Origin of the sequence: Aporhodopirellula aestuarii (assembly GCF_023701485.1) — a bacterium.
In the GTDB taxonomy this organism is placed as follows: domain Bacteria; phylum Planctomycetota; class Planctomycetia; order Pirellulales; family Pirellulaceae; genus Rhodopirellula; species Rhodopirellula aestuarii.
This window is the reverse complement of the sequence record NZ_JAMQBK010000020.1, coordinates 15,567-39,794: the sequence shown is the minus strand read 5'-3', so window position 1 is coordinate 39,794 and position 24,228 is coordinate 15,567. Positions and strand designations below refer to the sequence as shown.

The 24,228-nt window shown below is 55.5% G+C and carries 13 protein-coding genes; 10 read left to right on the top strand and 3 right to left on the bottom strand.

The annotated features are described in order from the left end of the window. Nucleotides 1-469: 469 nt before the first annotated feature. A complete protein-coding gene (locus tag NB063_RS06445; RefSeq protein WP_250927936.1) occupies nt 470-9,394 on the top strand; it encodes a type I polyketide synthase in 8,925 nt (2,974 codons plus the stop codon). Here NB063_RS06445 and NB063_RS06440 read toward each other — a convergent pair. Continuing rightward, complete coding sequence (locus NB063_RS06440) at nt 9,338-10,681, bottom strand: hypothetical protein (RefSeq protein WP_250927935.1); 1,344 nt, start codon at nt 10,679-10,681, stop codon at nt 9,338-9,340. The genes NB063_RS06445 and NB063_RS06440 overlap by 57 nt on opposite strands. Before the next feature lie 106 nt (nt 10,682-10,787). Here NB063_RS06440 and NB063_RS06435 point away from each other — a divergent pair, with 106 nt between their 5' ends. The 4 genes from NB063_RS06435 (at nt 10,788) to NB063_RS06420 (ending at nt 16,315) form a co-directional block, all read left to right on the top strand. After that, complete coding sequence (locus tag NB063_RS06435) at nt 10,788-12,035, top strand: glycosyltransferase (protein WP_250927934.1); 1,248 nt, start codon at nt 10,788-10,790, stop codon at nt 12,033-12,035. A 132-nt stretch (nt 12,036-12,167) separates the two neighbouring features. After that, nucleotides 12,168-14,129, top strand: coding sequence for a TolC family protein (locus NB063_RS06430; protein WP_250927933.1), 1,962 nt, complete (start codon nt 12,168-12,170; stop codon nt 14,127-14,129). Between the two features lie 71 nt (nt 14,130-14,200). After that, nucleotides 14,201-15,358 (top strand): glycosyltransferase family 4 protein, encoded by a 1,158-nt coding sequence (locus tag NB063_RS06425; protein ID WP_250927932.1) that lies wholly within the window; start codon nt 14,201-14,203, stop codon nt 15,356-15,358. A gap of 33 nt (nt 15,359-15,391) precedes the next feature. Beyond that, the gene (locus tag NB063_RS06420; RefSeq protein ID WP_250927931.1) at nt 15,392-16,315 is read left to right on the top strand and encodes a glycosyltransferase; all 924 of its coding nucleotides are present in this window, start codon (nt 15,392-15,394) and stop codon (nt 16,313-16,315) included. Here NB063_RS06420 and NB063_RS06415 read toward each other — a convergent pair. After that, nucleotides 16,312-17,169, bottom strand: a complete 858-nt coding sequence (locus NB063_RS06415; protein WP_250927930.1) for a sulfotransferase domain-containing protein — start codon at nt 17,167-17,169, stop codon at nt 16,312-16,314. The two genes, NB063_RS06420 and NB063_RS06415, sit on opposite strands and share 4 nt — an antisense overlap. Nucleotides 17,170-17,288: 119 nt before the next feature. On the opposite strand from NB063_RS06415, the gene NB063_RS06410 reads away from it, so the two are divergent. The 5 genes from NB063_RS06410 to NB063_RS06390 all read left to right on the top strand — a co-directional run bounded on the left by NB063_RS06410 (nt 17,289) and on the right by NB063_RS06390 (nt 23,282). Beyond that, nucleotides 17,289-18,542: a glycosyltransferase gene (locus NB063_RS06410; protein WP_250927929.1), complete on the top strand. Its 1,254-nt coding sequence runs from the start codon at nt 17,289-17,291 to the stop codon at nt 18,540-18,542. Between the two features lie 155 nt (nt 18,543-18,697). Continuing rightward, the gene (locus NB063_RS06405) at nt 18,698-19,996 is read left to right on the top strand and encodes a hypothetical protein (protein WP_250927928.1); all 1,299 of its coding nucleotides are present in this window, start codon (nt 18,698-18,700) and stop codon (nt 19,994-19,996) included. A 6-nt stretch (nt 19,997-20,002) separates the two neighbouring features. Next, entirely contained in the window at nt 20,003-21,064 is a 1,062-nt protein-coding gene (locus NB063_RS06400; protein WP_250927927.1) for a glycosyltransferase family 8 protein, read from the top strand. Continuing rightward, entirely contained in the window at nt 21,061-21,960 is a 900-nt protein-coding gene (locus NB063_RS06395) for a hypothetical protein (RefSeq protein ID WP_250927926.1), read from the top strand. Before NB063_RS06400 ends, NB063_RS06395 begins: the two co-directional genes overlap by 4 nt. Nucleotides 21,961-21,965: 5 nt before the next feature. Further along, nucleotides 21,966-23,282, top strand: a complete 1,317-nt coding sequence (locus tag NB063_RS06390; protein WP_250927925.1) for a glycosyltransferase family 2 protein — start codon at nt 21,966-21,968, stop codon at nt 23,280-23,282. 21 nt (nt 23,283-23,303) lie between these two features. On the opposite strand, the gene NB063_RS06385 is transcribed toward NB063_RS06390, so the two are convergent. Further along, nucleotides 23,304-24,224, bottom strand: a complete 921-nt coding sequence (locus NB063_RS06385; RefSeq protein ID WP_250927924.1) for a hypothetical protein — start codon at nt 24,222-24,224, stop codon at nt 23,304-23,306. Nucleotides 24,225-24,228: the final 4 nt, after the last annotated feature.

Below are 24,228 nucleotides of genomic sequence, written 5' to 3'. Positions count from 1 at the left end.
GGACCAATTAGGCCCTGTCTTCGATGCCGGCATGGTTTGGATTTTGACGTTGGTCGTGGACTCACGTTCACGGCCTGAGCCAGTCTTGCGTTGGGCCTTGGGATGGCGGTCAGTGTTCGATTGAGATGGGGGCTGCGGATTTGTCGTACCAGAAGATGTCAAGGCTTTCGGCGGGTTGGTCGCTAGCCCAAACCCTGGACAAGTTCCGCAACGGATAGGCGACCCTTCATGACGGAGAATTGGCGACGAGATAGCCACGTTATCTGATCTGATCTGGCCTGCTATAGTCCACATCTACCGTGAGCCGCCAAATCCATCAAATGGGAGTCGGTGGAGAAACGCGACTTCTTTGCGGCTGCACTTACTCTCGTCTTTTGCGAGGCCAGCGGGGGCGTCGTGTGATGGTTCCGGTGATTGGCGCGGGGGCAACTTGGATATTGGATGAATCAGTACGCTTGGACATTGGTCGATGACAGAACGGAATCAACTTCCCTCACGTGAACCATTGGCCTTGGTGGGCGTAGGCTGCCGATTCCCAGGCGGTGCGAATAACGTTGATTCGTTGTGGCAACTCTTGGTTAGCGGTGCCAGTGCGATCGGAGAGGTTCCCCCCGACCGTTGGCATGTCGATCGATACCACCACAGCGACGCTGAGTCGAAAGGGCGGATGGTTACGCGACGTGGCGGTTTCGTCGACCGGATCAAGTATTTCGATGCTGCGTTTTGGGGTATCTCCCCCCGCGAGGCGATGCGGATGGATCCGCAGCAGCGGTGGTTGCTCGAGACCGCTTGGGAGGCGTGCGAGGACGCAGGGACCCCACCGAGTAAAATGCGAGGGACGAACGTCGGCGTATTTATCGGCGCGTCGGGGCACGACTACGCCAGTTTGCAACTCAACGATTTAGCAAACCTCGACGTTCACACCAACACGGGCGGCACGCTCAGTATCGCGGCCAATCGCATCTCTTACATGTTGGATTTGAAGGGACCGAGCATCGCGGTAGACACGGCATGTTCGTCAGCGTTGGTCGCCGTCGCCCTGGCATGCCGCTCGATTTGGTCGGGTGAATGTGACACGGCGCTCGCCGGCGGCGTCAATGCGTTGATCACGCCCAACACCAGTATCGGTTTTAGCAAAGCGTCGATGTTGTCGCCGACGGGTGAGTGCTTTGCGTTCGATTCGCGGGCCGACGGTTACGTGCGGGGTGAAGGAGCGGGGATCGTCCTCCTCAAACCGCTTTCTCGGGCGATTGCGGACCACGATCGAGTGTATGCGGTTTTGCGTTCGGCCGTAGTGAATCAGGACGGACAAACTTCCTCGATGACGGTCCCGAGTGTCGCCGGTCAAAGTGAGATGCTGAGGACTGCGTACCGCAACGCAGGGATTGCTCCGCGAGACGTTGCCTACGTGGAAGCTCATGGAACTGGTACTCCAGTGGGTGACCCCGTTGAAGCCGAAGCCCTTGGACGGGTGCTCTCGGAAGGGCGCGGTGTCGATGATGTTTGTTGGATGGGGTCGATCAAAACCAATATCGGACATCTCGAATCGGCGTCGGGGATTGCCGGTTTGATCAAAGTTGCCTTGGTGCTCGATCGGAAACAGATTCCGGCCAACCGCAATTTTGAAATTCCCAATCCATCCATTCCCCTGGATCGTTACCACCTCAACGTGCCCACCGAGCTTCGATCGCTGCCGTCGGACGGACCGGTCCAGCCGCTTGCCTCGGTGAACTCGTTTGGTTTTGGCGGTACGAATGCGCACGTGGTGTTGCAGGCGGCGCCAAAGCCTACGTCGCCACAGCGTGATCACGCCATCGCCGACCGACCGTTCGTTTTGCCGATCTCGGCGAGAGACGAATCGTCACTGCGTGAGTACGTCAATCAATATCGAAAACGGCTCAAGACGTTTGACGGTGAACTCGCGGATTTCTGCTCTTCGGCGGGGGCCCGCAAAGAACACCACGAACAGCGGCTGACGGTCGTTGGTCGTAACACTCGTGAGCTCACGCGAGGGCTTACGAAATGGCTTCGCCAGGGAGAGGCGAGCGACGGGATTGTCTGTGGACGTCCGAGCGACCGGGCCGACCAGAGCGTGTTCGTGTTTACTGGACAGGGTTCCCAGTGGTGTGGGATGGGGCAGCGCCTGATTCAGCGTGAACCGATTGCGCGTGAAACAGTCGAGGAGATCGACGAGCTGTTTCAAGCCCAGAGCGGTTGGTCGTTGTTGCACGAGATGTTTCTTCCCGAGGGTGAATCGAACATTCAGCAAACACGCGTGGCGCAACCGGCGATCTTTGCTTTGCAGGTCGCTTTGGCTCGATTGTGGGCGTCCTGGGGGATTCATCCGACGTCCGTTGTCGGCCATAGCGTCGGCGAAGTCGCGGCGGCGTGGTGTGCAGGCATCTATTCGCTCAGCGATGCGGTAAGCCTGATCTATCATCGCAGCCGATTGCAAAACGAGACCGGCGGGGCGGGGCGGATGTTGGCTGCGGGAGTGTCCCCCCAGGAGGCGAGGAAGTTCATCGGGTCGCATGGCGGTCGGGTTCAAATCACCGCCGAAAACAGTCCCTCGTTGGTCACGATCGGAGGCGACATCGAGCCACTCGAATTGATTGCCGAGAAGCTCGAAGCGAGCGGCCGATTCGTTCGTTGGTTGGGGCTCGACTATGCCTTTCATACTCATCAAATGGAGCCCATCAAGGATGAGTTGCTCACATCGCTGGCCCATTTGTCGCCACGCCCGTCGCGTGTGCCGTTGATCTCAACGGTGTCGGGACGCGAGCAATGTGGCGAACAAATGGACGCGTCGTATTGGTGGGCAAACGTCCGTGAGCCGGTCCGTTTTGAATCCGCGATGGCAACGTTGGTGGCGGGTGGTGCGCAGCGATTCCTCGAAATCGGACCGCACCCGTCGATGCGGAGTTCGATCGACGCGTGCGTTTCGAATCAGAATGCGGTCGCCACAATTCTTCATTCGATTTCCCGCACGACGGACGATGCGGTGGAACTCGCCACTAATCTTGCCAAGTTGCACGTTGACGGGGCGAAGGTCGAGTGGCAGTCACTGAATCAAGGCTCTGGAACGTTCGTTCCGCAACCGTCGTATCCGTGGAATTACCAGGAATACTGGTTGGATCAAGGTGACACGGCCACACGAGTTGACCCACCACTGCATCCGTTACTCGGCGAACGGTTGAACGTTGCCAAGCCGACGTGGCAATTTCACGTCGATCCGCATCTGTTCCCCTATTTGAACGATCATCAAATTTGGGATGGAATTGTTTTCCCTGCGGCAGGTTATGCGGAGATCGGCTTGGCGATCGCGGCGGAATTGTATCCGGGCGATTCGTATGCGGTCGAAGATCTCGAATGCGAAAAAGCATTGTTTGTATCGGAGACCGCTGTTCCGATCGTGCAAGTTGTCTTTGAGGCGGAGACGAAATCCTTCACTGTTTATAGTTCGTCGGGATCCGATGCGCGGTCAAACGCGTCGCGTGGCGATGTGAATTGGGAGGTGCATGCCAAAGGTCGGTTGGTATCGCGTCCCGCGTTGCCTGAGTCGCATTCGATCGATCTTGACGAACTACGCAATCAATTTCCGGCAGCGATCATGCATGAGGACATGTACCGTGATTTACGCGAACTTGGTTACGGATTCGGGACCGACTTTTCGTTGATCCAAACGTCTTGGAATGATGCGCGCGGTGCGAAGCTTTCGAATCCCGAGTCACTTTCGCGTATCGCTGTTTCGGACCGCGTTGCCGGCGATGCGGCGCAGTATTGCATGCATCCGGCGGTGCTCGATGCGTGTTTTCAAGCGACGCACGGAACCCGCTACGTTTCCGGCCACAGCGAAAAAAGCAATTGTCTCTATTTGCCTGAATTGATCGGACGCGTGCAGCTTCACACGCGAGCAATCCCAAATGAGTTTTGGGCCCATGCGATCCAAACCGGTTCGGTCGGCACGTCGGTCGAATACTCGGTTGGCGTTTTTGACGAACACGGCAAACCGCTTGCGACGATATCCCGTTTTCGCGTGGCTCGGGTCGAGCAAGCCGATGCGGCCGCCGATAGCAGTGGCCGCCTCTACCAATTCAAATGGCAGCCGCAGCGGCTATACGGGGTGGGAAACGTTGGTTCGGCCAATCTGCCATCAACCCAAGACGTCGTTGCCGCCGTTTCAGAATCGATTCCCAACTTCTATGCCGAGGCAGGGCTTTCGGAATACTACAACGAGTTCGTTCCGCGGATGCAGCGGATCGTTCTGCAACTGATCGAGAATGGGGTCGTTGATTCAGGGTGGTCATTCTCGGTGGGTGAGCGTTTTGAATTCGATCAAGTTTTCGCTTCCCTCGGGGGCGATGAAACGCATCGCCGGCTGCTACGAGCCGAGTTGGGTTGGCTGACGCAGGCCGGCCTCCTTCGAACGCATGAGTCCGGTTGGCAGGTGGTTCGTGAACCGGTGCGGGTCGAGGTGACCGATTCGTTGACTGAACTGGAAAACCAATTCCCACGATTTGCATCAGAAGTCGCGTTGATCAAGGCGACCGGTCCGCGTCTGGCAGATGTTTGGTGTGGGGACGTGGACCCATTGGAGTTGTTGTTCCCGGGCGGTTCGAGCAGCATGCTCGATACGTTCTACTGCGAGGCGGGCGAGTTTTCGACGTTCAACCGGTTGTTGCAAGTCGCGATCGCCAAATGCGCTGAGCAGATTCCCGAACGCCGTGTGCTGCGTGTTTTGGAAATTGGTGCGGGGACGGGGTCTCTTACGCGGAGTTTGCTCGATGTGCTGCCACCCGAACAAATCGAATACACGTTCACTGATATCGGCAGCAGATTCATTGCGGATGCGAAACGCAATTTCTCTCATCATCCGGCTGTGGTTTTTAGGTCGCTTGATATCGAACGCGATCCAGCCGGCCAGGGGATCGATCCGCATGCTTATGATTTGATCGTCGCAACCAATGTGTTGCACGCCACGTCGGATCTGCGTGAAACGCTGGCTCACGTGAAATCGTGTTTGGCCTCGGAGGGAATGTTTGCGTTTTTGGAAGTCGTTCGTTCGCGTCCGATTTGGGACAACGTGTTCGGATTGCTCGATGGTTGGTGGCGATATGCCGATGTCGACCTGCGTGAAAATTCGCCGTTGCTGGATCGATCGCAGTGGCAGACGCTGCTCGCGGATTGCGGCTTCGACGCAGTGCAATCATTTACGTGTTCATCGAACGATGAGGAAACGGAGCAGGCTGCCTTTGTCACACGCGGACCGTGCGTGAAGACGGTTGAATTATCGACCGCGACCCTGTCGCGCGAGCCATCGACGGTGCTGATCTTTGCGGATCACGGTGGGACGGGAGATGCGATCGCCGCAAAGTTCGAACGGGATCATCACCGCCCCATTTTGCTCCGTCGTGGATCGGAGTTTGAGAGAATCAGTGAGTCTGAATTTCTCCTTAACAGCGGGAGTGCCTGCGAAATTCAACGAGTGGTCGATGACCTTGGCCTCCACCACGCTGATTTGGCAAGGATCATCCATTGCTGGACGCTTGATAATGATTGGGACGAAGTCACTTCCCAGCGTTTGATGGAGGAACAAGGTTCAGGCGTGTTCAGTGCGTTGGGGCTTTGTCACGCCCTGGACACGTTTGATATGACAACGATCCACCGGGTTTATTTCGTTACCCGTTCGGTGCAGCAGGTTGAGGAAACCGACCCGGTCAACGGTTTGTCTGCCTCGCCACTAGTCGGTTTTCTTCGCGTGGCGAACAATGAAGCGAGTCAGTACCGATGGACGCTCATTGATCTCGATCCGATCCCGAGTAATTTCGACGCGGATGATGTCTTTAACGAAGTCACGCATGAGAGCGACGAACGCGAGGTTGCGTATCGCGATGGCCGGCGTTTTGTAAATCGCTTGCAAAGTGTCTCGCATGACGATCTCGAGCAACGAAGCCGGGACGCGTTGATTTCCAATCGCGACGTGGTGCCGTTTCGATTGCAGATGAAGAAGGCAGGTGTACTTGAGCATCTGTCGCTTAACGAGACGACACGTAATCAGCCTGGACCGGATGAAATCGAAGTCCGCGTCATGGCTGGAGGAATCAATTTCCGAGACGTGATGAAGGCACTCGGGATGTATCCGGGCACGACCGAAGATTTGCTTTGGTTTGGCGATGATTTTTCGGGTGTTGTCGTCGCACGAGGTGCCAATGTCACTGACATCGACGTCGGTGACCACGTTGCCGGAATTGCACCTTATGCCTTTCGCAGTCATGTCACAGTCGATCACCGGTTGGTACTCCGTCAACCAGCGAACATCTCGTTTGAGCAAGCGGCGACGTTGCCCACCGTTTTCTTGACGACTCATTTTGCAATTCATCACGTTGCAAGAATGCAAGCGGGCGAGAAGATTTTGATTCATGCCGCTGCCGGTGGTATCGGTCAAGCGGCTGTGCAAGTGGCCCAAAGCCTCGGGCTGGAAATCTTCGCCACCGCTGGAACACCCGAGAAACGCGAATTATTGAAATCGATGGGCGTGGCTCATGTGATGAACTCACGGACTGTCGAGTTTGCCGATCAGATCATGGAGCTCACCGGGGGCGAAGGTGTCGACGCCGTCCTCAATTCATTGGCCGGTGAATTCATACCGAAGAGTCTGTCGGTGTTGGCGCCTTTTGGCAGGTTCCTGGAGATTGGTAAAATCGACGTTTATGAGAACTCCAAGGTCGGCCTCGCAGCGTTTAAAAACAATATCTCTTACCACATGATCGATCTGGCTCAGATCATTGCGGACAGACCGAGCCGAATCGCAGCGATCTTGGCTGACGTATCATTGCGTCTTGAATCGGGAACTTATCGCCCCTTGCCGCATCATGTTTTTCCCATCGGCAATGTCGTCGACGCGTTCCGGTTCATGGCACAGGGACGCCACACGGGTAAGAATGTTCTGTCTTTTGATGGGGGTTCGTCCTCTGCGGAGACACTGTCTATCGGGCCGTGTACCGAAGACGGGAAATTACTGCGTGGGGATGCGAGCTATCTGATTACGGGTGGTGCGGGTGGATTCGGGTTTGAGATCGCGAAGTGGATGATCCGGCAAGGTGCGCGGCGCCTGGTGTTGATGAGTCGCAGCGGTCCGCGTGAAGAGACTGCGATTGAAATTGAGACCCTTCGAGCAGAAGGAATCACGATTACCGACGCGCGAGGCGACGTAACAAACCGAGACGACGTCGAACGAGTGATCGGTGAAATTGAGGCCGATGGGTCAGTGCTCAAGGGCGTGGTTCATGCGGCGATGGTACTCGATGACATGTTCATCGCCGATCTGGACGAGGGGAGTTTCAGCAAGGTTCTGTATCCCAAAATGCTCGGTGCGTGGAACCTTCACCAATCGACGCAAAATCTCTCGCTCGATCATTTCATCTGTTTCTCATCGTTCTCGAATGTGGTGGGGGCAGCCCGTCAAGCGAACTACAACGCCGGAAATAGTTTTCTCGACTCGCTGGCTCAGCATCGTCAGGCCCGCGGATTGCCCTCGCTTACTGTGAATTGGGGGGCCGTGCTTGGGGCTGGTTTCGTGGCGAGAAACCAAAAGACGGCAGAGTATCTCGAGGGTATCGGGTTGCAAGCGTTTGGAATGAGCGAGGCACTCGATGTGTTTGCGGAGATGATCCTGCGTGACACCGCCCTGATCGGTGCTGCTGACGTGGATTGGAAACAATTGGGACGATTGAGCGCGGCGGTTGGAAAGCTGCCGATGTACTCGCTCGTTACACAAAATGCGTCCTCCAACCGATCTAATTCAGGGTTGCAGTCCGAACTGCAAGATGCATCGCCGAAAGAGCGGTTGGGGATATTGGCTGATCTCGTGGCACAGCAAGTGGCGGGAGTGTTTGGTATCGAAGCGGACAAAGTCGATCGCGTGGCGTCGCTAACCCAAGTGGGAATCGACTCGTTGATGGCCGTCGAACTGATCAACCGGCTCGAAACCGCGACCGGAACAAAGATCCCGATGAATCGCATCCTCAGCGGACCGAGCGTGCTCGAGCTGAGCCGGACGATTATGGATCTGATGTCGCGGCTTGATTCGGTGGAGTCGGATGGTACCGCGACCGGATCGGGAGCGTCGATCGATGCAATCGATTTTGAAAAGGAAGCTCGGCTCGATCCGGCGATCGTCACAACAGATGTCGTGCGGGAACCCGTTGAGTCACCTCGCGTATTGCTAACAGGGGCAACCGGATTTATTGGCGCTCAATTGTTGAGCGAGTTGTTAAAGACGACATCATCCGATGTGGTTTGTTTAGTGCGTGCGGACGATGAATCGGCCGGTCGACGTCGAATTCTTGACAACCTCGCGAAGTACGACTTGCAACATTGGGGGTCCGAGGATCGGATTCAGATCGTCGTCGGCGATTTCTCGCATCCGCGGATGGGGCTGTCGGATGAGAGCTTTGATCAGTTGGCGGATTCGGTCGACGTGATCTATCACAACGGCGCCAGCGTCAATCTGGCGTTGCCTTATCACGCGTTGAAGCCAGATAATGTGGTTGGAACGCAGGAGATGTTGCGTTTGGCGTTTCATCGCGGTCTCAAACCGCTGCACCACGTCTCTACCTTCACAGTGTATGCAACTGACGAGAATCGTGGACGCGTGATCCTGGAATCTGATCCACTGCCACGCTGCGAGGACTTGCTCTATGGGTATTCGCAAAGCAAGTGGGTCTGTGAGAAGATGATCGAGGAGGCTCGGCAGAGTGGGCTGTCAGTGACGATCTATCGTCCCGGGCACGTGACCGGGCATAGCGAGACGGGCGTCGCGAATGTGAATGATTTGCTGCACAGCATCGTGAGGGCGTGTTTATTGGTCGGCGCGGTGCCTTTCCGTGATCTGGCCCTCGATCTGACGCCTGTCGACTATGTGGCACGCGCAATCGTTTTCCTCTCGCAGCAACCGGAATCAAAGGGCAAAGACTTTCAATTGACGAATCCACATCCGATGCAGACGACAGCATTGACTGAGTGGATGAGCGAGGGCGGGGCGAACCTTGAGTTGATCAGCTTTGAAGACTGGCAAGCGAGGTTGCTGGCGTTTTCAGAACATGCCGGCGAAGCGGAAGAGGGATACAAGCTGCTCTCCGAAGTATTGATGCCACGTTTGACGGCAGGTAACGAGCGGGGCATTCACGGCAAATTCGATTGCCAACAGACGTCGCAGGCTTTGTTGCCCAGCGGGATCAGCTGTGCACCCGCTGATGCGAGATTGATCTCAACGTGTTATGGATATCTGAAACGGTCTGGATTGCTTCGACGCGTCGACGTTTCATCCGCGTCGCCATCACGGATCCGACGGGTGGGCGGTCTCGTTCAGGTTCGAAACGAAGAGGTGCATTAGTTCATCGGCTTGCGCAGGCGTCACAAAGTCGGCGTCGTAATGCAAATTGAGTTTGAGTCGGTGGGCGTATTTCACGGTGAGCATGGTGAGGCAGTTGTGGGGACGGATCGGTGCAAGTCCATCGATATCGACAATCGTCGTATCACCGACTCGGACGAAACCGTCTTGGCGAGGCAGAGAATCACGCCACAACGCTTTTCTAACGCAAGAGAAGATCGCAGATGTCTTGCACTCGTCACGCTGGACGGACTTTCTCAATGCCGTTGGGATTCGGTGCAACGCATTAATGAAGAACAAAAACGTGTAACGTAGTTGAAATTTTCTAATGACCGCCATTTCATCTCGGATACTGCGAAGCAACTGATCGCGATCAGTCCGGTCGCTTCCACGGCGATCAAGGAAGATGGAACTGACCTGATTCATCGCGGGCAGTGATCGATACGACTTGTTGCGCATGTCGATTGGAATCATTAACCGGATCCAATGCTGGTCGTTGTACTGATCGTGATCCTGTTGCCATTTCCAAAGGGCGAGGAAAAAGTCGCGGATGAGTAATTCATTCAGAGAAACGTTTTGCTCAATCGCGGCCTTTCGCAATGCCAGCGTATTCGCTTTATCGAACCGAAATGCCGCCAGCGATGGGTAGGGTGACGGAGAGCTCTGATCGCGGCTCCGAGCTTGATGGGCGATCACCGATTTGGGTTTTCGTCCCCAAAATTGGATGGCACCGAGCAGGCCGACCAATTGGCCCGGCAGAATTTTGAGTGTTGACCAAAATCGAAGTCCATAGGCCCCACGAGTGGCCAAGCTACTGACATCAACGGTCGGCGGGTGATCGCATCCAGGGCCGTTCTCACACACGCGGGCGTAATTGACCATCACGTCTTCGATGAACCTCGCTATTCCGTTTCCGTCACAACACGCATGATGAAACTGAAGCGTCAGTTCTGTTTTCGTGTTGTCTCGCACGACAAAGGTTTTCAGTCCAGGCTCACGAAACAGATCGATGTCGGCGGCGGGTGGCAGCGGGCCTCCCGTTGTTCCTTCACGCCAGATAATGGATGGTTCCGTGTCGTCGGGGAACGACCATCGTTTGCCCCATCCTGTTTTGATGATCGCTCTGAGCAAGGGATGATGCTGCAGCGCGGCATGCATTGCGATGGTCAGTGATGACCGATCAAGTCTGCCGTCGAAGTGCAGACGGATGAAACAGTAGCACGGATAGGCCGCGCAATGTTCAAACATCATGCATCGTTCGAACGGGGTTAAACGCAGCGTCTTGGACATCGGTTGGTGGTGACCTGCACGTCAGCAAAAGCGGGCAGTATACTCATCGGTGACGTTGCCGACGATGGTCCGTGTCATGAGTTTTGCCCAGCGTCGCTGAACTGTTTTGGGAGTCTATTTAGTGACGCTTGCGGAGATGCTGTTTTGGACCGTCGTTGTCATTGTGGCGATCCAGAGCAGCTTTGCAGTCGCATTTTCGGCAATCATGATCGGCCGTAGGCCGCCTACGATAAATGTCTTTTGTCCTAAGGCGGTTGTTGTGCTGTGTCTGCGTGGATCGGATCCGTTTCTGCGGCAATGTGTGATGTGTTTGCTCGGCCAGGATTATCCTCACTATGAACTGCACGTCGTCGTGGATCATGATCAGGATCCATCCATCGAAATTCTCGAGGAGTTTCGGTCTGACGTTCGATTGAAGGTCAGTGTTCTAGAAAATCCATTGGAAACCTGCAGTTTGAAATGCAGCAGTATTGTGCAGGCGGTGCTGGCGCTGGAATCCTCCGTCGAAATCGTCGCGTTGTGCGATGCGGATTGCGTTCCTCACGAAACCTGGCTCGCCGAACTGGTCGCACCGTTCGCGGATGAGCGCGTGGGCGCGACGACGGGAAACCGCTGGTACCGCCCGCCGGAGTTTTGGGGCGGTGCGATGGTTCGGTACGTTTGGAACATACCGGCGGCGCTCAACATGATTTTGTTGCGGATCGGTTGGGGAGGCAGTCTCGCGATTCGCCGTCAGGCGATCGACGAATCTGGATTACTTGAAAAATGGTCACACGCATTGTGTGAGGACACGATGCTGTACCAAGTCCTGCGAAGGCACGGATACCGACAGGTTTTTGTCCCGAGTGTGCTGATGGTGAATCGCGAATCATGCACGCTCCATGATTTGATGCAGTGGATCCCACGCCAGATGTTGACGGCGAAACTGTATCATCCGCTTTGGCCGTTGACGTTCGGATACGGCGTCATCTCTTTCATCGTTCCGCTGCTTTCAGTGGTGTTGGCTGTCGTCGGTTGGGTTCGATCGGATCCGCATTCGATGTGGATGGCACTGACGCTGTTTGTCGGATTTGAGTTTTCGAATGTTGTGTTGGTCACGCTATGCGAGTTGAGTGCGCGTCGTCAGTTTCGCAATCAGGAAACCCGAGGGGGGCGATCGGAGTTGATGTTTTGGTTGGGGCTGCCGTTATGGATCGTGATCGCTCAGATGACCGGACCGCATAGTTTCCTGAAATGTTTCACGGCAAAAGAAATATCGTGGCGAGGGATTCGCTATCGGATTCGAGGGCGTGAAATTCGGCGCGAAACGTATACGCCGCTTTGTGAGACGGCAGGGGACGTGCGTTCACTCTGAAATGTGAGTTTGTGCGGGTTAGGTCGGCCCGTGGGGTGGCAAGGATGATGCTGATACGAGCCCCGTACGATTCCGATAAACCTAAAAGTTTGACTACCCCGTGCGACCCACTCACCGCCTGATTCGCAGCCAATGCCAGTCCCCTTGCTAGCCAATCTCGCTCGCTACGCAATGGCAGGTCTGCTGATTGCCTCGACGGTGGTATGCAGTTCGGGCTGTCGACTGACCGGCGCCGCAAAATGGACGTCCGCAAAATTGTCCTTCAAGGGCAATGACGAAGACGCGAGCAAGACGCAAACGGTGCCAGAGCCCGTGACGACGGAATCGTTGTTGCAGAAGGTCTCGTATTCTCAACCGACCGACCCGGATTCGTCGGTGACGCAAGGACCGTGGGATGCACGTTCGGGTGAAGCGGTTACGTTTTCACCACCGACCGCCGATGATTTCGATCGTTTGACGCCGTGGTATCTAACGCTCGACGAAGTGGTTCGGTTGGCGCTCGACAACAGTCCCGTGATTCGCGACCACGGTGGGAAGGTGTTGGCGTATCCCGATGCGGTGCGGACGACGCTGGACCCGGCCGTTTTGCGAAGTGACCCCAACCTTGGGATTGATGCCAGTCTCGCTGCGTTTGACACGCAGTTTGAAACGGGATTCGTGTACAACGGTGGCGGCAATACGGTCAATTCCGCTTTCTCGGGCGGTCAATTTGGTGTGTTTGCTCAGCCGGAAACGCTCGCGAAGGTCGGCTTTGGGAAGGTGCTGAGTTCGGGGACGAAGGTCTCGGTCGGTGGAGTGGGCGGCTATGACGAAGAACTCGCGGGCGGACTTTATGCGGCGTATGGTGCTCAAGCACGTCATCCGCTGATGCGTGGTGCGGGCAAGCAGTTCAACCAGATCGCCGGTCCTTTGGCGAAACCCGGAATGTACCGCGGTGTGTTGATCTCGCAGATCGAACATCGACAGGCGCGGTTCGAAGTCGAACAATCGGTTTCGGAACTGGTGCGCGATGTTGCGATCGTCTATTGGGAATTGTTCTTCGCGTATCAGAATCTGGAAGCCAAACGCGCGGCACTTGAAAGTGCTCGGCAGGTCTGGGAACGCGAACAACAGCGAGTCGCTCAAAGCGTGAGTCCGGCTGACCTCGAGGCTCTCGCTCGGCAGCAGTACTATTCGGCCGAAGCGGGCGTTCGCAATGCCATCTGCGGCACGGCTCCTGGGCGAACGGGGGTCTACGACGTCGAGTTGAAGTTGCGAACGCTGTTGGCATTACCAATGAGCAGCGATTGTTTGATCTGCCCGGTGGGGCCTCCGTTGGCGGCACCGATTCGGTTCGATTGGAACGAGAGCGACGCGTACGCTCGAATCAATCGGATTGAACTTCGTAAGCAGCAGGCTCAAATCAATAAACGTGTTTTGGAAGTCAAAGCCGCTCGCAATCTACAACAACCGCAGGTGGATTTGATCGGAGCGTATCGACGATTGGCTGACGATCCGGCCGCCGAATCGGATCTGTTCAGTGAAGCGTTGCAGGGATGGCAGCTGGGGGTTGAGTACAGTCGCCCGGTCCTCAATCGTCGCGAAAACGCGGCGGTGCATAACGCTCAATTGCAACTCTGTCGCGAGCAAGCCATCGCGGAGGAGCAAGCCCGTCACGTGTCATCGGAATTGCGTTCCGCGTTCATCGAACTGGATCGCGCATACGGTTCGATGAATTCGATGGCTCAGAGTCGTGATGCCGCGAATGTCCGGCTCAACGCGCAATCTGAACGCCACGCCGCGGGCGATGTGCACGTGGAGGATGTGTTGGAGGCTCAGATCCGAGCGATGAAAGCGGAGACGGAATTCCAACGCAGTTTAGTCGACTACAACGTCGCATTTATCAAATTGCATCAGGCGCGTGGCACGTTGCTGCATGCGATGGGCGTCGGGTTTGGGCAGTCGACCAGTGACGAGTGCCGATTTGCGCTGAATTCGCCATCGGTGTATTCCCGTGCTCTTGAGTGGAATCCGTCGAAGCCGATGCATGCGGGTGAAGGCGAGATCCGCACGGCCACCACCCCTTCACCTGCAACAGTCGTCACGCCACGATAGGGTCGTGCGGACGGGTGCGAGCATTGGACTGCGTCGACGTCCGCGGTTTGGGTTCTTTCGGATTGTGATTGGTGAAAATCGGCTTCTACTCAACGATGACCGGCGTTCCGTGGGGGGGCAGCGAAGTACTGTGGTCGCGGGTCGCCCATCGATTACTCGCAAAGGGAACCGATGTCACGGTGAACTACCGGTGGTGGGAAGAGGAACCATCCGAGCTGCAAAAACTCCGGGCTGCCGGCGCGACGGTTTGGCCACGGCGAGATCCCACATGGCGTTCGTGGCCTTATCGTTGGAAGCCGCCGTTTGATCTGGAGGACGAAACGAAACATCTGCAGCGTTGGATCGCGCGAGAACAACCAGATGGAGTCATGGTCACGTTGGGGTACCACCTCAACCCGGTCCTGCCCGCCGACGAATTGATTCGTCGAGGGATTCCCTACGCCATCAACGTGCAGAGTGTCAGCACCGAAACGCTCGATGATCAGTACCTCGATGAGTTTCGAACAGCGTACACTCACGCGAGGAAGGTGTACTTCGTCTCACAGGAAAACCTCGACCGGGTCGAAACCAATCTGGCGGTGAAACTCGACAACGCGGTTGTCATCGATAACCCGTTCAATGTCTCTTGGGACGCAAACCCGGATTGGCCCGCAAACCCGGATTGTCCGGCAAACAATGTTCAGTGGCGTCTGGCGTGCGTGGCTAGAATTCATTTCACGTCAAAGGGGCAGGACGTCTTAGTCCATTTGTTGAAACAAGACAAATGGCGGGATCGTAATTTGAGCGTTCATCTTTTCGGAGTCTCCCAAGGCAATCTGCGGCAGACCCAAGACCTGATCGAACGGTATCATCTTCAGGAGACGTTGCTGATCGCGGGGTATGCCGAGAATGTCGAAGCTGTTTGGGCGAACCACCATGGGTTGGTTCTGCCGTCGCGGTTCGAAGGTGCGGCGCTCGCGGTTGTGGAAGCGTTATTGTGCAACCGGATTTGCATCACAACAGATGTCGGTCGAAACCGTGAGTTAATCGATGACGGTGAAACCGGCTTTATCGCGCCGGCGGCCACGGTGGAGTTGTTTGATCAGGCACTCGAGGCGGCATGGCAAAAAAGGGAACAGTGGCACGAAATGGGGAAACTCGCCGGTGAACGGATTCGTCAGCGATACGGCGAAGACCCGGTCGCGGCGTTTCAGAATGCGATCATTGAATTAGCCCGCACGAATGGGTAGGCCGATGTTCCTTCAGCAGTGCTGTTGTCCGATATGAAAATTAGCGTCGCTATCTGCACGTGGAATCGTTCGCAATTGTTGCAACGCACATTGCAGCGGCTATGTGATCTCGAGGTTGACGCTCGCTATACGTGGGAGCTGATTGTGGTCGACAATAATTCGACCGACAATACGGCGCAGGTGATCGATCGATTCGTTGATGCACTGCCAATCCGGGCGGTGCATGAGTCCAAGCAGGGGCATTCGCGAAGTCGCAATCGGGCAATCGCCGAGGCGACAGGGGACTATATCGTTTGGACGGACAACGATGTATTGGTATGTACGCGGTGGCTCAGTGCCTACTTCGACGCGTTCACCGCAGAACCGGATCTTGCGTTCTTTGGTGGCGTGATCGAACCGGTGTTTGACCCGCCTGGGCGACCCGATTGGTTGGCAGCGACCTGGGAAAAGTGCAAACCGGTGTATGCCGCCCGTGATCTTGGCCCAATGCCGGTCGAGTTGAACGAAAGTCGTTTGCCGTATGGTGCGAATTTTGCGATTCGTTCCGACATTCAACGCAAGCATCTGTTTGATCCGTCGCTAGGACGAGTCAGTTCAGCAATGATGGGTGAAGACGAGACTCAAGTGCTCAGGCAGATTGCTCGATCGTGCGGTAAGGGGCGTTGGGTTCCCGACGCAAAAGTGCAACACATTGTTCCTGCCGATCGCGCCACGGAAAGGTACGTTCGCTCGTATTTCATCGGCCAGGGAATGGCAAACGTGGCGTTGAATAAATCGTGTAAAACACGAGTCGCCGCATTCCTGGATTCTGTTTGGCAGTCACTGCTCTATCGGATCAAACGTAATTGCACTGACCCTGATGAATGGGTGTCTCACTTGATCTGCTCGGGGCTATCGTGGGGCGAGTATTTTGCGTTGACCGCGAGAAGGAGAAATGGGAAGCGGGAATCGGTTTAGAGCGTGCCGATTAACCCCATCGCCTCTTCGGCTTCGTCCATGAACCATCCGAGTTGCTCGTCGGTGAAGTATTCACGCCAAGTGCCCGCGCGTCCGCGACGGAAAAATTTGTCCGGTTGATTCGTGTTGGGATCGCCAAATCCGGCTTTCGTCCTTGAATCCAAACACTCCGCTTTGGAAGGTGAGAGGCCGAGGAAACGATACGCTTTGTCGCGTTGCTTTTGCGTATCGAGTTGCAGGTCCTCGTATCGGAGCCACAGATAAGGAAGATCAATCTCACCTTGGTCTGCCGAATGCATCATTTGAAAATCATCTAGGATCGTCGCATTCCATTCCTGGGCGACGTCGCGGACAAGGACTTCGCACGAGAGCAGTTGCTGTTTGTTCTCTTCAAAGTGATAAGGATTCTCGTCGAACTGACGCATCTTCTCTAACATCTCTGGACGGGTGTCGATTTTTAGGTTCATGGTGTGATAGAACCAACTCACGACTACGTCGCGTCCGTCTCTGGTGATGTAGAGATTCTTGACTCCTGGGATGAAGGTCGTTCGGAGAGGATAGGGGGTTTTGTCACCGCAGCGAGGTCGAGCCCCGCAAATATCGATGATCAATTGTTTGACGGTGCGATGCAACGCGTCATGCATGAGCCTTGAGTTGGGTTCATGCCTGAGGACGCTCCACGACAGGTCTGATATCGATTTCGCCCCCTCAAATAATGGAGCAAGATGAAACTCGCTGATGCTGGAAATCTGAGGATGCAAATTCATCAGATTAGACAGCCACGTGGTGCCCGATTTGGCGTAGCCGCGAATAAAGAACGCTTCGGGACGACGGAATCGAAAGAGGTTTCTCATTTGATCGCTGTCGCCTACCCTACATCACTGTGGCTCGATACCTTTATCGTTTGAAAAAGCCTATCGCTATCCAAATATTGCGACAACCGGACATGGTCGTTGCGATCGAATGCTGCCTGATGAAAACGATCCTCATCACGACTGATCAACCGTTTTGGCGGCGTGAGAACGGGGCTCAACAGCGGACTTGGTCGATCGTTCAGTTCCTGTTGGCAAGCGGGTTCGAAGTGACCGTTTTCTTTTTGGTGCCGATGACTCCATCGGACGTGGTGACCTGTGGTAAACACGGTCTGCGGATTGTGTTATTTGATCCACGAGAAATCAGAACACGCGACCGAATCGTATTTGGCGTTGGTCGTTTGATACGTGGTGTTCGCTTGTGGTTTCGCGGCGGATCACCTGCGAGTCAGACCGCAGCGTTAACGCTCGAAAGCTACCACTGGCCCTTGGCGGTGTTGCAATTTCGTTCGCTGGTCGAGTCGTTGCGTCCTGATTTTGTATACAGCGTTTACGTGGTTTGGTCACATTTGCTCGACGGGGTTGCGGATCGAAAACGATGTTTTCGTGCGATCGTGGACACACATGATTTGCTTCATCAAAGGCAGCAAGAGTTTACGCGCCGCGGACATCGGCACTGGATCTCGGTATCCAAAGACGAGGAGGTGGCGGCACTGCAGAACTTCGATTTGATTTTGGCCACTCAAGCGGAGGAGGCTGAATCAATTCGGGAGATGGTTCCGAGACGTGAGGTGATCGTGGTCGGGTATCTGCCTGGAAACGGTGCCGGAATTCGGCGAACGAATCGAGGCACTCCGCAAAAGAACCGACCATGGCGATTCGCTTTCATCGCGTCTGACAACGCCGCGAATTTCGATGGCATTTTGTGGTTTTTGAACGAATGCTGGGACGAAATTTTTCGATTGACCCAGGCCGAACTCGTGATTGCCGGCGATGTGGCGGATGTGCTGCGGCGAGAGATGCCAGCCGATCGACGAGGTGTGCGGTGTTTGGGAAAAGTTTTGAGTTTGGAGGATTTCTACGCCGAAATAGACATCGCGATCAATCCAGTCCACTTTGGAAGTGGGGTTAAGATCAAGTCGATCGAGGCGATCGGTTTCGGAAAACCGCTGGTTACCCATTCACATAACACACGTGGTCTCTCCGAGGGTGCAGTCGACGCGATGATTCTTGCAGATGAGTCAGCTACGTTCACCAATGCGTGTGTGCGTTTGGTTCGCGACGACGTTTGGAGGAACGAGGTGATGGATCGTTGTGAGCGGTTTTGCGAAACGGAACTTTCGTCGGAGTCGGTCTACTCGGGATTGCTGCAATGGCTGCAGACGAGTGATGGCACCGACGACGTTCGGACATAGCCTCGTCCCACGGAATCACTCCGTCCTGGAACGTGAGGAGTTTTGCGTCCCTCTTGATCCATTTTCCACGATAGGCGATAGTTTCAAGATCAATCGAACCGGTCGACTGTGGATTTATTACGCTTCGACGCTCTATCTCATGGACGGGCCCATCGGTGGCAACGGGTACAATCTTTTATGTTGGAACCGAAGCGGAAGTGGGGCATCACGCCCGTCCGTTAATGCAGCGGATGCCGATCCGGATTGCAGCTCCCGAAGAGGTTGCGAGCGAAGCTCAGCCGGGCGATTTGGCGATCTTCTTTTCTGAACATTTTGAGCGATTTCGGACCGCGATCGGCAAGCTCAAGACGCGAAACGTTGCCACGTTGTACGCAATCGACGGGATCCTGGAATGGCGAAACGCCTGGGAAAACCGTGCCGACGAACCGGCATGCCCGTGGACGATGCGACCGGTTCTTTGTCATAAGGTCGCTTGCATTGGGGCTTCGCAGGCAAGGAATCTGAGCGAGTGGGGCAACGCCGACAAAGTTGAAATCGTTGGAATTCCGCGATTCGATCACCTCAGTCGTCCCGCGGTTTTGGGTGACCGATCGGACGAACCGTTTCGATTGCTCGTGATGACTGCGAAGTGGCCAGGGTTCACGCCACAGCAGCGATCGCAGATCACGCAATCATTGATCGAGCTACGCGAATGGGTGCACGTGACCAAGAAGATTGGCGAGCGTCCGATTGAGCTGATTTGGCGATTGACCGGTGGGCTCGAACAGGTTGTCGGCGTTGACAACGAGCTACAGGATACAACGGGAGAGGATCTCGCGACGGCACTACGGCGTGCTGACGCGACGATAACGACTCCTTCGACGGCCCAGCTCGAATCGATGCTGCTGGGAAAGCCCACCGCGATCTTGGATTACACCAACAGCCCGCTGTATGTCGGCGCGGCATGGCGAGTGACGTCGCGAGGGCAATTCACCGACACGGTACCTCAATTGTGCGATCCACCTCCCGAGCGAATGCATTTCCAAGATTGCGTTTTGGCGGATGCGTTGCAACGTGAAGTGAGTGCGACCGACCGCATGCTGCTCTTAATCGAGACCATGCGTGAAATTGCGACGACGAGCATTCAGCAAGGGCAGCCGATTGAGTTCGCTCGTGGACTGCTGCCTCGGCTCGCAAATGATGCTCCTCCGCTTCCCATTGGCGAGATCTTTGCGGAACGAAGGACTGGTGAACACGAAGATGCCGATGCACTGCCGCTCGAACTCGCTGACGCACGACGCGAGATCAAACAGCTTCGCGCGACGATCGATCAATTGAACAAGGAACTCGGCCAGGCACACGCGATCTTCGAGACAATCCACAAACACCCGATCGCGGGCCCGGTCGTCCGCACGCGCGAGCGGCTACTGGGATGGGTTGGTAAGTCCACCACGGCGCGGAGCGACTCGAAATAGAAAAACATGTTAGCGTCCGATACTCTTCCCGCCGAACAATGTTCACACCGATCAAAAATATCGAATCGGATCGATGTGGTATGCGCCGCCGATGATGCCTACGTGATGCCGTTGGCGGTGACGCTCAAGAGTTCCTGTCGTCATCTCGCCGCCGGAAAACGAATTCGATTGTTTCTGCTCGCTGGTGATATCGGGGATGAGAACTGGTCGAAGTTGGAACGGACTCTCGCGGGTGAGGCGATTGAAATCCACTTGATCAAGCCGGATCGAGGGCGTGTTTCCGATCTGAATATCTCTCATCACATCTCGCACACGGCTTACTTTCGCCTTCTGACGGCCGAGTTGGTCCCCGATGATGTTGACAAAGTTATCTACCTCGATTCGGACTTGTACGTCAAAGACGACCTGGCCGCGTTGTGGGATTTGCCGGTCCAGCAACAATACTGTCTCGCCACCACAGACATTGCGTGTCCTTTCATTGATGCAAGATTAGGGTGTACTAATTTTCCATTGGCCAATCCCTACATGGCGGCGTGGCGACCGATACCCAACTATCGCGAGTTGGGTTTGGATGGCGCGGGAGAATATTTCAATAGCGGCGTGATGGTGTTGAACGTGCAGCGTTGGCGGGAAGATAACGTCGCCGAACGTCTGCTGAAGGTTCTTCGCGACAATCGAAAGTACGTTTGGTGTTGGGACCAGTATGCGTTGAACGTGCTGTTCCATGGCCAGTGGGGACGTTTCGAGCCGCGTTGGAACCAGGGGGCTCATGTGTTTGAGTACCCTTCAGACGCTCATGCTCCGATCGACCGTGAATTGTGGATCGAGATGAAGACGAATCCGGCAATCGTGCATTTCACGACCGAGTTCAAGCCGTGGCAAGCCCACTCGAATCATCCACGCAGCGAAGTGTTCTTTGAAGGGCTTACCGACACGGCATGGAAGAATTGGCGGACGCCAGTGCCACCGCCTAGCTTCCAAAATTGGTTTAATCGTCGGATGGTCGAGTTGATCAAACGCAGCACGATCACGTCTCGCAAAATCGCTTCGGCGTGGGCGGTCTCATGAGTCGATTGTTGGCCGAACCGACTCGCCATGTCGTCGATACGAGGGCCCCACTGTTGACCCTGTTTACGGTGCTCAAACCATTCGTAGGCGAAGCGGATGTGCATCAACGAAACGCGATCGCGAGTTGGAGAGCGTTGTCCCCGGACGTCGAGGTGATCCTGATTTCCGATTCGAGTATTCCCGCCGACATTCGTGCGGAGTGCAACTGCTATCGGGCCACGAAGATGAACCGATATGGCACGCCTCTACTCGATGGGGTGTTCCGGTTGGCGGCGGAGCAAGGACGCGGTTCGATGCGAGCGTTCGTCAACGCCGATATCATTCTCGACGGACGGTTTGTGCGTGCTGCTGAGCAGTTGTTGGAGTCTGGGTTGAAGTCTTGGCTTGCGATTGGCCAGCGAACCGAATTGGATGTGCCCGAGATCGTCGATCATACGACCGACGAATGGATCGCCGAGTGTTTCCGCCGACTGGATTGCGATGGCACGCACGCTTCGATCGTGTGCAAGGACTATTTCATTTTTCCCGCGGATCTGTTTCGAGATGTCCCTGCTTTTGCAATCGGGAGAGGCAACTGGGACAGTTGGATGGTTTGGCAGAGCAAGGCGTCCCAGATTCCCGTCGTGGACATCAGCGAGGTCGCTCCAGTGATCCATCAAAAACACGGCTACAACCATGTCTCAGGTGGCCGGTTTTCGGCGTATGTGAGTGGTCCCGAAGCGAGAGAAAATCAACGGCTCGCCGGAGGCAGGAACTTGCTCTCGGGCAGTACCGCCGACTGGAAGATGGACGCAAACGGTATCCACCGGCTTCCGTTTGCGACGTTCCGGATTGGGAAAGATGTCTTCCGGTTTGCGTCGCTGCTGCGGAGTATGGTTCGGTTGCCGGTTTCGTGAGACTTATGTTTTCTTCCCTACTGAACGCACCCTTCTTTTCTGTCGGTCAGCTTTCATTGCTCATCGGATCGGTGCTTCTGGCCTCGTCGCTGGTGCACTTTGGGGGCGCGTGGTTCTTTCGTGTATTCATCGTGGGCCGCCGGTTGGCGCGAAGCGAATCGGCGAGCGATGTGGGTGAGGACGGCAAAGTATCGGTGTTGATGTCGCTGAGAGGTTGTGACCCCTTCCTTTCGGAAACCTTGGCGAGGTTGCTCGAGCAAGCCTACGACAACTTTGAAATCATATTGGTAATCGACAGTTGTCGGGATCCGGCATGGCGGGTGGCGCAGGAGATCAAGTCGCGATCGGATACGAAGGATCGTTTAAGAATTTTTGAGCTACAGAACCCAGCGAAGACTTGTAGTTTGAAATGCAGTTCGCTGGTCCAAGCGACAGAGCAAATGTCCGCCGACAGTGAGTTCGTGGTGATGATCGACGCGGATGTGGTTCCGTATGCGAATTGGTTGCGAGATGTTTTACGTCCGTTGACCGATCCTCAGGTTGGCGTCGTGACGGGGATTCAGTGGTTCGCCCCAGAGGGTTTGGGCTACGGATCGTTGTTGCGAAGCGTTTGGAATTCGGGGGCGATGGTCGCAACGGCGGTCAATAGCAATCCGTGGGCCGGGACGTGCGCGATGCGGTGCGTCGAACTGCGGCGATCCGGGCTAATTGAAAAATGGAAAACATCGGTTGTTGACGATGGACCGGTTAAGGAGGCCTTTGATCGACTCGGTTTACGAGTCTATTTTGAGCCGAGGTTGACCATGGTGAATCGTGATCAATGCTCACTCAAGTTTGCAGGACGTTACGTGACTCGGATGCTCACGTGGTCGCGGATCTTTGAAAAAACGTTTATCAATACCGTCATTCATGCGGTGGCGGTGGTCGGATTGCTGGTGGCGGCGATCGCCATGTTGGTTGCCGCGATCGTGGTTCAGGAAGGCGTCGCGGCGATGTTTTTGGCCGCGTCGATATTGGTTTCGAATCTGATCATGTTCGGCGGATTCGTGTGTGCGGAGCGTTCGGTTCGCGATGCGGTGTCGCATTGCGGAGGACGCGAACAAATGACGCCGATGACATGGTCACGAGGGACACGCGTGTTTGCGCTGATTCCGGTTTGCCAGGTGGCCCATATGATCTGGACATTCCAAGCGATCGTTGCCCGTCAGGCGTCATGGCGAAATATCACCTACCGTTTGTATCCTCAGCAACGTGTGGAAATGGTCGCGTACCAACCTTACGCGATCGACAACACCGACACGCCGCCGAATACGTCGATCTGAGTGAGCTGACCGTGCAAACGGCTAGGCGTGATCGCATCTTGGAAGGCTGGTGTAGATGTCTGACGCGGTGAGTTCGTGGATGAAACGGTCGATGCTCCAAAGGTGTTTTCGACGTTCCTGTAGATACGCAGTCGTTTCTCGGATCAGCCGATCGTCTTGCAGTTTGTGAGCCGCTTCGTCCAACGTCTGGAAGTAGAACGGGTAGTCTTCGCCGAGGTATTCCTTTACGGCGGGTAGCGGATTGGTGAGCACCGGCGTTGCCCGTGCAATGCATTCGACGATCGAGTTGTTGCAGTTCGCTTCCCATAATCCGACTACCGCGATGCTGCAGGTTAGCAGATCGTCGTAGGCCTGATCCGTGATGTGTTTGGGACATCGGACGTAGGCAAACCGCCGCCGACGCACCCCTTCACACTTGAGGGCGTGCTTGTGGCGGAAGTCACCTCCAGCCAACCAAATTCGGCGATAACCTTTTACTGGTAGATCGTAGATCGGATAGAAACGCCGCAGCCAATTGCCGAGTTGAACGATCGTTTTTTGACGCGTTGCGGCGAATCGTTCCAATGAAAACTGAGCGACATCCAGGGCGGTTGGCAATTGCAGCGTTTGGACCGGAACGCTGACGTGCTTGCGTAGTTGAGCGGCAACGTGTTCGGAATTGGTAAATAGACCTCGGCAATGCGGAAGGCTTAAGCGGAGATTTGGATGCTGGTGCAGTAGGAAATCGAGGTCTGAGCGGCCGCCATACATCGTCGGAATATGGGCAGGTGCGTGAAATGTTTGGTGGGCGACTCCAATCCAAGGGCTCTCAAAGGGTTTCGTTTGGAATAACGCGTCCTCAAGCTCGCCGTAGAACTCACAGGATGCGTGTGGATGTGTTAGGCGTTCGAGCACGGCAGACTGCACGTCACGCCAGCCGCTGCGATGATGTGCCCACTTCATCTGG

Bases quoted from the DNA above. Each gene is read 5' to 3' on its own strand.
- NB063_RS06395 (WP_250927926.1), top strand. From the start codon at position 21,061: ATGAGTCGATTGTTGGCCGAACCGACTCGCCATGTCGTCGATACGAGG.
- NB063_RS06400 (WP_250927927.1), top strand. From the start codon at position 20,003: ATGTTAGCGTCCGATACTCTTCCCGCCGAACAATGTTCACACCGATCA.
- NB063_RS06445 (WP_250927936.1), top strand. From the start codon at position 470: ATGACAGAACGGAATCAACTTCCCTCACGTGAACCATTGGCCTTGGTG.
- NB063_RS06385 (WP_250927924.1), bottom strand. From the start codon at position 24,224: ATGAAGTGGGCACATCATCGCAGCGGCTGGCGTGACGTGCAGTCTGCC.
- NB063_RS06440 (WP_250927935.1), bottom strand. From the start codon at position 10,681: ATGTCCAAGACGCTGCGTTTAACCCCGTTCGAACGATGCATGATGTTT.
- NB063_RS06390 (WP_250927925.1), top strand. From the start codon at position 21,966: ATGTTTTCTTCCCTACTGAACGCACCCTTCTTTTCTGTCGGTCAGCTT.
- NB063_RS06430 (WP_250927933.1), top strand. From the start codon at position 12,168: ATGCCAGTCCCCTTGCTAGCCAATCTCGCTCGCTACGCAATGGCAGGT.
- NB063_RS06415 (WP_250927930.1), bottom strand. From the start codon at position 17,169: ATGAGAAACCTCTTTCGATTCCGTCGTCCCGAAGCGTTCTTTATTCGC.
- NB063_RS06410 (WP_250927929.1), top strand. From the start codon at position 17,289: ATGAAAACGATCCTCATCACGACTGATCAACCGTTTTGGCGGCGTGAG.
- NB063_RS06420 (WP_250927931.1), top strand. From the start codon at position 15,392: ATGAAAATTAGCGTCGCTATCTGCACGTGGAATCGTTCGCAATTGTTG.